At 59.4% G+C, this 12,098-nt stretch carries 10 protein-coding genes; all 10 read left to right on the top strand.

The genetic code is table 11. From position 1 onward, the window contains the following. The first annotated feature begins 30 nt into the window (after positions 1-30). The 10 genes from ribF to BLR71_RS12730 all read left to right on the top strand — a co-directional run bounded on the left by ribF (position 31) and on the right by BLR71_RS12730 (position 12,092). Complete coding sequence (gene ribF, locus BLR71_RS12775) at positions 31-1,164, top strand: bifunctional riboflavin kinase/FAD synthetase (protein WP_092527034.1); 1,134 nt, start codon at positions 31-33, stop codon at positions 1,162-1,164. Between the two features lie 10 nt (positions 1,165-1,174). Then, positions 1,175-4,009 carry an isoleucine--tRNA ligase gene (gene ileS, locus BLR71_RS12770; RefSeq protein ID WP_175491683.1) on the top strand — a complete coding sequence of 945 codons (2,835 nt, stop codon included), beginning with the start codon at positions 1,175-1,177 and terminating at the stop codon, positions 4,007-4,009. Continuing rightward, the gene (gene lspA / locus BLR71_RS12765) at positions 4,002-4,544 is read left to right on the top strand and encodes a signal peptidase II (protein ID WP_092527032.1); all 543 of its coding nucleotides are present in this window, start codon (positions 4,002-4,004) and stop codon (positions 4,542-4,544) included. The genes ileS and lspA overlap by 8 nt, the downstream gene beginning before the upstream one ends. A gap of 13 nt (positions 4,545-4,557) precedes the next feature. Beyond that, positions 4,558-5,004 carry an FKBP-type peptidyl-prolyl cis-trans isomerase gene (gene fkpB, locus BLR71_RS12760; RefSeq protein WP_092527031.1) on the top strand — a complete coding sequence of 149 codons (447 nt, stop codon included), beginning with the start codon at positions 4,558-4,560 and terminating at the stop codon, positions 5,002-5,004. Positions 5,005-5,194: 190 nt separating this feature from the next. After that, positions 5,195-6,148, top strand: coding sequence for a 4-hydroxy-3-methylbut-2-enyl diphosphate reductase (ispH, locus tag BLR71_RS12755; RefSeq protein WP_175491682.1), 954 nt, complete (start codon positions 5,195-5,197; stop codon positions 6,146-6,148). A gap of 153 nt (positions 6,149-6,301) precedes the next feature. Further along, on the top strand, positions 6,302-6,772 hold the full coding sequence (locus BLR71_RS12750) for a GspH/FimT family pseudopilin (RefSeq protein WP_092527027.1): 471 nt from the start codon (positions 6,302-6,304) through the stop codon (positions 6,770-6,772). After that, a complete protein-coding gene (pilV, locus tag BLR71_RS12745; protein ID WP_092527025.1) occupies positions 6,769-7,179 on the top strand; it encodes a type IV pilus modification protein PilV in 411 nt (136 codons plus the stop codon). The genes BLR71_RS12750 and pilV overlap by 4 nt, the downstream gene beginning before the upstream one ends. Then, entirely contained in the window at positions 7,176-8,168 is a 993-nt protein-coding gene (locus BLR71_RS12740) for a PilW family protein (protein WP_175491681.1), read from the top strand. Before pilV ends, BLR71_RS12740 begins: the two co-directional genes overlap by 4 nt. Positions 8,169-8,239: 71 nt before the next feature. After that, complete coding sequence (locus BLR71_RS12735; protein ID WP_175491680.1) at positions 8,240-8,659, top strand: pilus assembly PilX family protein; 420 nt, start codon at positions 8,240-8,242, stop codon at positions 8,657-8,659. Positions 8,660-8,663: 4 nt separating this feature from the next. Then, positions 8,664-12,092, top strand: coding sequence for a pilus assembly protein (locus tag BLR71_RS12730; protein ID WP_175491679.1), 3,429 nt, complete (start codon positions 8,664-8,666; stop codon positions 12,090-12,092). The last annotated feature ends 6 nt before the right edge of the window (positions 12,093-12,098 follow it).

The raw sequence follows: 12,098 nt of genomic DNA, 5'->3' as shown, positions 1-12,098 counted from the left end.
CGATCCCTTTACTTGGCGCGCGAGTAACGCATGCGAGTGATTCGAGGACTACACAATCTGCCCAAGGCATCGCAAGGCTGCGTGGCCACCATCGGCAACTTCGATGGCGTCCATCGCGGCCATCAGGCGATCCTCGATCAGTTGCGTGAGCGCGCCGCCAAGCTGGGGCTGCCGGTCACGGTGGTGGTCTTCGAGCCTCAGCCGCGGGAATTTTTCGCCGGCGACCAGGCCCCGCCGCGGCTTACCCGGCTGCGCGACAAGGTCCGGTTGCTTGCCGAATGCGGCGTCGATCAGGTGCTGTGCCTGCCGTTCAATGATGCGCTGCGCAGCCTGACAGCGCGCCAGTTCATCGAACGCGTCCTGGTCGCAGGCCTGGGCGTGCGCCATCTGGTGGTCGGTGATGACTTCCGCTTCGGCCGCGAGCGGGACGGTGACTTCGCGCTGTTGGCCAGGGTGGGTGAGGAGTGCGGCTTCGACGTCGAGCACACGCGCACCTTCCTGCTCGATGACGAGCGTGTCTCGAGTACCCGAGTGCGGACCCTGTTGGCGAGCGGTAACTTCGCTCAGGCGGCGCGGATGCTGGGGCGCCCCTATCGGCTAGCCGGGCGAGTGATCGTCGATCAGCAGCTTGGTCGCACCATCGGCGTGCCCACCGCCAATGTGCCGTTGCTCCTTCAGCCCCTGGCGCTGCGGGGCGTCTATGCGGTGATCACTGAGCTGAGCGATGGCCGCTTCCTGCCCGGGGTGGCCAATATCGGCTGGCGGCCCACGGTGGGCAGCAAGCGCCCCGTGCTCGAAGTGCATCTGTTCGATGTCAACGAGGACCTCTACGGCCAGCGGCTGCGCGTCTACCCCTGCGCCCGGCTGCGGGGCGAGATCACCTTCGATGGGCTGGATGCTCTCAAGCAGCAGATCAAGGTCGATCAGACCCAGGCGAGGCATTACTTTGCGCGCCATGGGTTGATGGTGACGGCAGCAGCGACAACGCAAGAAAGTGAGGCGCGGCAGGACGCTGCCGGCTTTGCTGATGACGCGGCATCTTCTGCTGCCTCTTCAATTTCACGTTCTACCGGACTTCCTTTGGCATCGGCGCCTCTGGCGCGCGAAGCCGCGACTTCTGACTCCTCGGTGGGCCCGGCCCCTACCGACCAAGATGACGGCTGACCCCAAGGCTATGAGCGATTACAAGCACACACTGAATCTGCCCGAGACCGACTTCCCGATGCGCGGGATGCTGCCCAAGCGAGAGCCCGCCCGGGTGGCTCGCTGGCAGGAAATGGCGCTCTATCAGCGCCTGCGCCAGGAGCGCCAGGGCAAGGAACTCTTCGTGCTCCACGACGGCCCTCCCTACGCTAACGGCAGTATTCACCTAGGGCATGCGCTCAACAAGATCCTCAAGGACATCATCGTCAAGTCGAAGAGCCTTGCTGGCTACGACGCGCCCTACGTGCCCGGCTGGGACTGTCATGGCCTGCCCATCGAGCACAAGGTCGAGACCACTCATGGCAAGCGTCTGGAGCCGCAGCGGGCCCGCGAGTTGTGCCGCGAGTATGCCGGCGAGCAGATCGAGGATCAGCGCCAGGGCTTTATACGGCTGGGGGTGATCGGCGACTGGGACAATCCCTATCGCACCATGGATTTCGTCAACGAGGCCGGTGAGATCCGGGCGCTGGCCGAGATGGTCAAGGGAGGCTATGTCTTCAAGGGGCTGAAACCGGTCAACTGGTGTTTCGACTGTGGCTCGGCACTGGCCGAAGCCGAGGTGGAGTACGCCGACAAGAAGTCCGAAGCCATCGATGTCGCCTTCCCCAGCGGCGATGACGCCAAGCTGGCGGCGGCCTTCGGCCTCACGGAGCTTAGCAAGCCCGCGGCGGTGGTGATCTGGACCACCACGCCCTGGACCATTCCCGCCAACCAGGCGCTCAACGTCCACCCGGAGTTCAACTACGCCCTGGTCGACGTGGGTGATCGCCTGCTGCTGCTGGCCGAGGATCTGGTCGAGAGCTGTCTTGCGCGCTTCGGCCTCGAGGGCGAGGTCGTCGCTACCGCTCGCGGCGAGGCCCTCGACCTGATCGAGTTCCGCCACCCGCTCTATGAGCGCGCCTCGACGGTGCACCTGGCCGACTACGTCACCTGCGATGAGGGCAGCACCGGCATCGTGCACTCCTCGCCGACTCACGGTGTGGACGACTTCAACACCTGCCGCGCCTATGGCCTGGAATTCGATGACTTCATCAGCCCGGTACAGGGCGATGGCGTCTACGTCGATGACCTGCCGATGTTCGGCGGCATGATGATCTGGAAGGCCAACCCGAAGATCGTCGCCGCTCTGGATGAGGTCGGTGCGCTGATGGCCCACAAGACCATCACTCACAGCTATATGCACTGCTGGCGCCACAAGACACCGATCATCTACCGCGCCACCGCGCAGTGGTTCGTCGGCATGGACGTTACCGCCCGTGATGGTCGTACCCTGCGCGAAGCGGCCCTTGATGGCATCGAGCAGACCCAGTTCGTGCCGGCCTGGGGCAAGGCGCGTCTGCACTCGATGATCGCTAACCGCCCGGACTGGTGCATCTCCCGCCAGCGTAACTGGGGCGTGCCGATCCCGTTCTTCCTGCACAAGCAGACCGGCGAGCTGCACCCGCGCACCGTCGAGCTGATGGAAGACGTCGCCAAGCGTGTCGAGGTCGAGGGCATCGATGCCTGGTTCAACCTCGATTCGGCCGAGCTGCTCGGCGACGAGGCGGCCGACTTTGAAAAGGTCACCGATACCCTGGACGTGTGGTTCGATTCCGGTACCACCCACTATCACGTGCTACGCGGCTCACACCCCTATGGTCATACCGAAGGGCCGATCGCCGATCTGTACCTGGAAGGCTCCGATCAGCACCGTGGCTGGTTCCATTCCTCGTTGCTCACCGGCACTGCCGTCGACGGTCATCCTCCTTACAAGGGCTTGCTGACCCACGGCTTTACCGTGGACGAGAAGGGACGCAAACAGTCCAAGTCGCTGGGTAACGTGGTCGCGCCCCAGGAAGTCATGGACAAGCTCGGCGCCGATATCCTGCGCCTTTGGGTGTCCTCTACCGACTATTCCGGCGAGATGGCGGTTTCCGATGAGATCCTCAAGCGTACCGCCGATGTCTACCGGCGGATTCGCAATACCTCGCGCTTCCTGCTCGCCAACCTCAATGGCTTCGAGCCCGAGCGGGACGCCGTGGCCTTTGAGGACATGTTGTCGCTGGACCAGTGGGTGGTCGACCGGGCGGCCCAGCTACAGGCGCGCATCGAAACCGCCTATGAAGAGTATCGCTTCCTCGAGGTCTACCAGCAGGTGCATTCCTTCTGCTCGCTGGAGCTCGGTGGCTTCTACCTGGATGTGATCAAGGACCGCCAGTACACCACTCAGCGCGACTCGCTGGCCCGGCGCAGTGCCCAGACGGCGCTCTATCGGGTGGTCGAGGCGCTGGCGCGCTGGGTCGCCCCGATCCTGTCGTTCACCGCTGAGGAAATCTACGAGAACATTCCCGGCAAGCGCGCTGATAGCGTGCTGCTCGAGACCTATTTCGAGGGGCTCTCCACGCTCGCCGCGGACGCGACGCTGGGCCGCGAGTTCTGGTCACGGGTGCTCGAGGTCAAGCAGGCGGTCAACAAGTGTCTCGAAGACGCCCGCAACGCCAAGCAGATCAAGAGCGGTCTGGCCGCTGAGGTAACGCTCTACGTCGATGACGCCCTCGAGGCGACCCTGGCCAAGCTCGGCGATGAGTTGCGCTTCGTGCTGCTGACCAGCGACGTGCGCCTTGCGCCTCTGGCGGAAGGCAGTGCCGCTGAGGCCACTGAGCTTGAGGGCCTGAAGGTCAGCGTTGTGGAAAGCGCCCACACCAAGTGCGAGCGCTGCTGGCACCATCGTGCCGACGTGGGCAGCCACCCGGATCACCCGGATCTATGCGGGCGCTGCATCACCAACCTGCCTGACGGCCCCGGCGAGACGCGTCACTATGCCTGATCAAGAACCATCAGCCGCTGCCAAGGCCGATCAGCACAGCGCGCCGCCGATGACGCGGCCGCTGCGCTGGCTATGGCTATCGCTTGCCGTGATCGTTGCCGACTTTGGCAGCAAGGTGCTGGCCTCGGCCATGTTGGTCTACGCCCGTCCGGTGGAGGTGCTGCCGGTCTTCAACCTGACGCTCTTGCATAACACCGGCGCCGCCTTCAGTTTCCTTGCCGGGCACGACGGTTGGCAGCGCTGGCTGTTCGCTGTCATCGCCATCGGCGCCAGTATCGGCCTTACCGTCTGGATGCGTCGGCTGCGCGCCGGCGAGACGCTGCTGGCCGTGGCGCTGGCGCTGATCATCGGCGGTGCGCTCGGCAATCTCTATGACCGGTTGGTGCATGGCTACGTGGTCGATTTCCTGTCGTTCCACTGGGGCCAGGCCTACTTCCCGGCCTTCAACCTGGCCGATGTCGCCATTACCCTGGGCGCCATCAGCCTGATCATCGAATCCCTGCGCGACGCCCGCCGCGGGCGAGCCAGTTCCTGACGGAGCCAACCAGATGAGCGACTACCGCATCGACGAGGGCATGGAAGTGACCCTTCACTTCACCCTCAAGCTCGAGGATGGCACGGTGGTGGATTCCACCCGTGACAAGGCGCCGGCTACCTTTCAGGTCGGCGACGGTAACCTGCCTCCGGGCTTCGAAGCGCCGCTGACCGGGCTCACCGACGGCGACACCGGCAGCTACGATATCACCCCGGAGCATGCCTTCGGTCAGCACAACCCGCAGAACGTGCAACTGATGAAGCGTGATGACTTCGAGGGCGAGGTGCCGGAGGTGGGCATGGTGATGTCCTTCGCCGATGCCGCTGGCGGTGAACTGCCTGGCGTGATCGCAGAGATCGATGGCGAACAGGTGACGGTGGACTTCAACCACCCGCTGGCCGGGCGTACCCTGACCTTCGAGGTCGACGTGATCAAGGTCGCCCCGGCGACCACTCACTGATGCCCCTAGTTGAGTGCTTTCTGGTGAGTGGCGCTGTGGGCTGAATGGGGCGAAGGTCTTTTGCCATGGATGGCAAAAGTAGCGCCCAGGGAAGGGTTTACAGCGCCTTCGCAATGGCCCGCCCCCAGCGCAGCCACGTCCGCTGACAAAATCCAAGATGCGATGCCTAGGCATCAAGGCAAGGCAACATATGCAAATCAAGTTGGCCAACCCGCGCGGTTTCTGTGCCGGCGTCGATCGGGCCATCGAGATCGTCAATCGCGCCCTCGATGTCTTCGGCGCGCCTATCTACGTACGCCATGAGGTGGTCCACAATCGCTTCGTGGTCGACACTCTGCGCGAGCGCGGGGCGGTCTTCGTCGAGGAGCTCCACGAGGTCCCCGACGATGTGATCGTGATCTTTTCCGCCCACGGCGTGTCCCGTGCGGTGCAGGAGGAGGCCGATCGTCGCGGCCTGCGGGTCTTCGATGCCACCTGCCCGTTGGTGACCAAGGTGCACATGGAAGTGCTGCGTTACGCGCGGCGCGGCCAAGAGTGCATCCTGATCGGTCATCACGGCCACCCTGAGGTGGAGGGCACCATGGGCCGCTACGACGCGGGTTATGGCGGCGCCATTTACCTGGTCGAAGACGAGGCCGATGTGGCGGCCCTCGAGGTCAAGGACCCGAGCCGCCTGGCCTTCGTCACCCAGACCACGCTGTCGATGGACGACACCGCCCGGGTGATCGATGCGCTGCGCGCCAAGTTCCCTGAGATTCAGGGCCCGCGCAAGGATGACATCTGCTACGCGACCCAGAACCGTCAGGATGCGGTGCGTGAACTCGCCGCCGACAGTCAACTGGTGCTGGTGGTGGGCAGCCCCAACAGTTCCAACTCCAATCGCCTGCGTGAGCTGTCCGAGCGGGTCGGCACTCCGGCCTACCTGGTCGATGACGCCGAGCAGATCGAGGCCGGCTGGCTCGAAGGCGTCGAGCAGATCGGCATCACCGCCGGTGCCAGCGCTCCCGAGGTGCTGGTCAAGGGTGTGATAGATCGTCTTCAGGCGCTGGGCGCCGAGGCGCCTGAGGAACTCGCCGGCCGAGAGGAGACCATCACCTTCTCGATGCCTAAGGAACTGCGCGAGCAGGTGATCGCCAGCGGTTAGCATGGCTACCGCCTGAGGTTCAGGCGGGCCGCTACCAATAGGAACCGGGCCCAGGCCCGGTTTTTTTGGTCTTGGGTATGACGTCGTTAGTCTTCCTGCGACATACTGGGCTGGGATGGATTAATGAAGGCAGCTAGGTTTTAGGTGGACTGAATGACACGGTTTGGGCGGCAGTCAGGCTTTACGCTAATCGAGTTGCTGGTGACGGTTGCTTTGATCGTCATCATTGCGACCGTTGCCGTGCCGAGTTTTTCCGGGTTAGTGAGTGACAGCCGACTAACGGCCGTGACCAATAACCTCAACGCTACCTTACGGCTCGCCCGCAGCGAGGCTATCAAGCGTAACCGCACGCTGACGCTATGCGGCCTCAAACAGTGCGGAAACGACTGGAGTACTGGCTGGCAACTGGTGACTGATAAAACCAACGGGACGGTGATTCAGCAACAAGCGGCCCGAGATGACGGTGTCACCGTCACCAGTAGCGCCACCGTCACCTTCAACTCCTTTGGCCGGCCTGCCGGCGCCAGTAGCTATTGTCTGACGCTGAGTGCGGGTGGGAAAAGCCAGGTTCTATCGGTTGCCCCCAGTGGTTCAATAGCAGCAGGGAGCTCTTGCCCACCATGACACGTCAAAGCGGTGTTTCGTTGATAGAGGTGCTGATCGCGCTGCTCGTACTCGGGATCGGCATCCTCGGCATGGTTGCCCTGCAGACACGCTCGCTCGCCCTGGATCGGGAAGCCTACCTGCGCAGTCAGGCCGAAAGCCTAGCCTACGACTTGGGAGATCGAATACGGGCCAATGAAGATCAACTGAATACCTACGCCATTGCAATCAAGGATGGCAAACCCAGTGGCAGCAGCCTTGCCAAGCGTGATCTGACCGATTGGCTGGGCGATATCGCATCCGCTTTGCCGGGCGGTGATGGCAGTGTGGTCGTTAACGGTGATGAAGCTGTTATCACCGTAGAATGGTCCTCATCCCCAAGCTTGGGCGGCAATAAGCAACGCTTCGAGACATGGGTGCGGCCATGAGAGATGTTCATTATTCGAGACTGTCGCGCCAGCGTGGTGCGAACCTTATCGAGCTGATGATAGTGCTGGTGCTAGCGTTGGTGATCACCGCAGGCATTTATCAGTTATTCAGTGCTAATCAGCGCACCTACCGCTTACAGAATGCCCTCTCCGAGGTACAGGAAAACGGTCGCTTTGTACTGGATGTATTGCAGCGCGACCTTCGTCACGCCGGTTATGCGCCCGCCTGCCAGGGCGATGCAGGGTCAGGCGTTGGCTTAGTGCTGAATCTGAAAGATGGTACGGCCAACAATATATTCCCGAATGATCGCTTCGATGCGGTAGGAGGCTGGCAAAGTCGAGGTAACGATGCCTATACCTCAGGGATAGGCGCCAATGATTATCAGCAAGGCAACCTGTTGCTGATTCATCATGCGGCCACGCCAGCCGAGCAACGCGTAGTCCAGGATATCAATGCCGGCGGCCAAAACGTAACGCTGGGTAATGAGGGTACGCTGGAGACTGGAGACCTTCTGGCCTTTATCGAAAAAAATAACTGCGAAATCGTCGAGACGACCAGCGATAAAAAGCTGAGCGCTCCTAAGCCCTTTACCCAAGCTTTTACCGGAGGGGCCAGCTGGATTGGAAAGCCTGAGGCGAGTATTTACTACATTGGCTGGGACAGTACTCGTAGTGAGCCTGGCCTTAGGCGTCGTGATGTGGTCTCTGGTCGTTCAGAAACATTGGCGAGCCCGGTGGTGGATATGGAGCTACGATTTTTAGTAGGCGACAAATATGTGCAAGCGCCACCGAGCGCTGGCTGGCGGGATATCTCCGCTGTTCGCGTTAGCCTGCTGCTGCGCTCGTCTGAGACCAATGTGCTAGATAGCCCCGCCAAGGTGACGGTCGGCGATATCGATTTCCAGGCTGGGAAAGATGATCTTCGGCTTTATCAAGGCTTTACGACAACGATTGCCTTGCGAAATCGTTTGGTCGAGGGGAGGAGATGATGCCATCGTTGCGCGCTGGGCCTCTGTGTCCTCAATCGCTGCCCCGGCCTCCCGCTTATCGGCAACAAGGCATGGCCCTGATTGTCTCGCTGTTTTTTCTGCTGTTGTTGAGTTTGCTAGCGGTATCTTCCGTTCAGGACGCCACGCTGCAGGAGCGTATGGTCGCCAACCAGCGAGATCATGCCATGGCTTTTCAAGCAGCAGAAGCCGCCTTGAAGGCTGCGGAAGAGCAGGCAAGTAAGGGGAATAATATCAAGGACACCCAGTGGAATGGGAACGATAGTTCTTTGACCAAAACGTCTTTGAATGCAAAACGGTTAAGTAGCAGCCCGAGATACTATATCTGGCACCCTAGTGGCTTGGCAGGGCAGGCTGGAGAGGGGGATGACAATAATAATCCCTATCCTATTTATCAGATTAATGCAGTTGGCTATGGTGGTTCACCAAATAGCCGCGTGGTGTTGCAGAGCTGGTACATCCCAGGTGATTAAAGGCATGCTCATGCGTATACGATATTTTCTTGGCACCCTACTGCCACTTCTTGTGGGGGCTGTGCAGATGGCACAGGCAGCCGGCCTGGCACAGGCACCACTTTCAGTAGGCCCCAGAGTCGACCCGAACCTGATGTTCATCATCGATGATTCAGGCTCCATGCGCTTTGAAAATATGCCAGAGTCAAATATTGCCGAGTCAGCACGTTTTATTTATCCACGGGCTGATAATGTCTACCAGACTGGTTTTCGAGCAGATGAATACGCCAATATAGTGCCGACTTTCGATCAGGGCGATGCTTACAATGCCTATAGCCGCTCACCGCAAGTTAATGCACTTTACTATAACCCCGCCGTGACCTATCGACCCTGGACGCGCGCCGACGGTACCAGAATGGCGGCGGCTAACCCCATCAATGCCTACCATAACCCCAGCAGCCCAAACCGCGGTGGACGTAACCTTACGTTTGAAAATACGCAGTCGGCGGGTCGTTGGATAGGCAGTTGCAATAGCATTACAGAGGCGGGGCCCGAGGGTTGTGAGGCGATTACGCGTAGCGAGCGTGTTTGTAATTTCTTCTTTTGCTTTAATAGAGAGGTCGAGAGCTATGAAGTGACCTTCTACCCAGCGACTTATTTTACCTATTTGGGCGGCGGCTATAATGATATTGATCACTATCGCCGCGTGGAGGTTCGTTTCGGGAATGGGCCCTTTAAAGGGGAGGGGCGCGAGAATCGCAGCGATTGTGCCAATGCTTCAGCCAATACACCGAGCTGTAGCTATGGCGAAGAAATTCAGAACTTCGCCAACTGGTATAGTTACTATCGTTCGAGAACCCTGGCGGCTCGGGCAGGCATCGGAGAGGCTTTTTCGCAGCTGGGAGAAACGATACGGGTCGGCTTTGACACTATCAATAGCAACGGTAACGTCGTTCAGGGAGATGTGTCGAAGGGCGTGCGTGTCTTTAAAGGAGAAGGACGCAGTGGCTTTTTCGATGAGCTCTATACTCACGATGTTCCTGCCGAGGGAACACCTCTCCGCCGGGGCCTGCAGCGTAGCGGTAGCTACTATGAAAAACATGATGAGCCTTGGCGTGATGATCCTAGTTCGAACCAGTCCCGTGGTTTTCAATCCTGCCGTGCTAACTATGCGCTGATGATGACCGACGGCTATCGGAGTGGGAATAATCCTCCAGGTATTAATAACTCCGATGGGGATGCAGGGCCTACTATTGAAGGTTCTGATGATCGAACTTATCGATATCCCGCCACCGCACCCTATGCCGATGATGTGTCATCAACGCTTGCCGATGTGGCGATGCACTTTTGGAAAAGAGACATCCGCGATGACTTGGCGAATGATGTGCCTGTCAATACTCAGGATCCTGCTTTCTGGCAGCACATGGCCACCTTTGGTGTGGGGTTTGGTGTATCAGGTTCTATTGATCCAGATAGCGCCTGGCAGGCGGTTGAAAATGGAGAGAGTGTTGACTGGCCCAGTGTAAGTGATTTCAACAGCCGTGATTCGGATACCGCAAACCAAGCACGCTTGGATGATCTGCTGCATGCGTCAGTAAACGGCCGTGGCGGTTTCTTCAATGCGTCCAATCCTCAAGCGTTTGTCGACGGGTTGAATACCGCGTTGGGCACGATCGTCTCTCGCCAGGAGGCGTCTGTCGTACCGGTAGTGGTGAGTAACGACACTATTGGACCGAATACGCAGCTCTTCTCGGCTGGGTTTCGCAGCACCGACTGGTCGGGGGAGCTCAAGGGCTATCAGTTACTTTCCGGCAGCGAGCGGAAAGTAAAGTGGGATGCTGAGGATAATTTGCGCGAGCAGTCACCGGACAACCGGCTGCTGTTAACCTCGCGCGGCGGCAATGGCCAGATCCTGAGTACCAGCAGCAGCGATCTAAGTGCAGGGCAAATTCGCTGGCTGTACGGCAAAGAGGTCGAAGGCTTGCGTAGCCGTATTCCCGACGGTCAGGAAGAACCTAACCTGCTTGGCGATATCGTGAATAGCGCGCCTTTCTTGCTTACACCGCCAAGCAGCAGCGATCGCCTCGGTATGGTTTTCGTCGGTGCTAACGATGGCATGCTGCATGGTTTCTCCGCCGATAATGGGAAAGAGCTATTTGCCTACCTTCCCAGTGAATTAGTCAACGACCAGCGAGGCAATAAAGCACCGCTAGAATCACTGATGGCGCTTGATTACACTCACCGATACTTTGTCGATGGCTCGCCGGTCGCCCGTAACGTCGAAATAGAAGATGGCCCGGATGCGGTCGTCGTGGGCACCATGGGGGCCGGTGGACGTACGGTATTTGCGCTTGATGTATCCAAGCCCGAGGAAATGAGCGCGGAGAACGTGCTATGGGAATTCTCCGACGTGGCGCTGGGAGAAGGCGTGACGCGTCCTTCAATCTCCAAGATCCGCTATCAGGGAGGATCTCGCTGGGTGGTATTGTTCGGCAACGGCTATAACAGCGAGACTCAGCAAGCCGCCTTGTTCGTTGTCGATCTAGAAACCGGGCAGTTGCTAAAGCGCTGGAATACTGGCGTCGGAGGGGCTGACAATCCCAATGGACTGGCACCGCCTACGGCAACGCGCTGGCCAGACTACAATGGCTTCAGTCAATATGCCTATGCGGGCGACCAGCAGGGCAATATGTGGCGTTTTGATTTATCCGATCTGTCGAGTGCACCGCAGAAGCTCCTGGAAGGTCAAGCTGACCAGCCGATTACCGCGCCTGCGCAGCTTGAGTTCAAGCCCGGTGATTCCAGCACCCTGGTCGTACTATTTGGTACGGGCAGTTTTCAGTTCGTTGATGATCGCTATGATAGAAGCGAACAGCGTTTATATGGAGTGTTCGATTCGGGTAATGAGAACTTAACGGCGGTACAAGCTAGCGACCCTGATTCGGTTCTACTCCACAAAGTCCTTGTTATCGATGAAGGCAGTGGTTTCCGTACCATCAGGAAATATGGTGGAACGGCTCAGCGGGGCTGGTATATGGACCTGCCGGAGGGAGAAAGAATGGTATCCAGGCCGACTCTGCCGGCCGGTGTCTATCATCAGCGGGCGTTATTTTCGACGCTGAGACCTCTGTTTGGCCAATGTACTGCCGGCGTCGACGGTTACGTTTACAGCTTACTTCTCGAAACCGGGGGTGTTGGCATCAGGGCCTTCTTCGATACCAACGGTGATGGCAAGGTCGACAGTGCTGACAACATCACTGATGCAAATGGCGATGCTCAAGTGGTGGCGGGCATCAAGCTGGGTAACGGGGAATCTCAGGTCGTGGTGCGCGACCCGGAAACCGGCCAAGGCGTTCTGGCAGGTACTATAGGCAGTCCTGGTGGCCCGCAACGCACTGGGGTTTCGGGAGCCACAACAGGCCGTCAGTCATGGCGTCAGATTTTTGAACCCTAGGAGTTT

Origin of the sequence: Onishia taeanensis, assembly GCF_900100755.1 — a bacterium.
Taxonomy (GTDB): Bacteria; Pseudomonadota; Gammaproteobacteria; order Pseudomonadales; family Halomonadaceae; genus Onishia; species Onishia taeanensis.
Note: the sequence above shows the minus strand (reverse complement) of the source record. Positions and strands in the feature narration are given on the sequence as shown.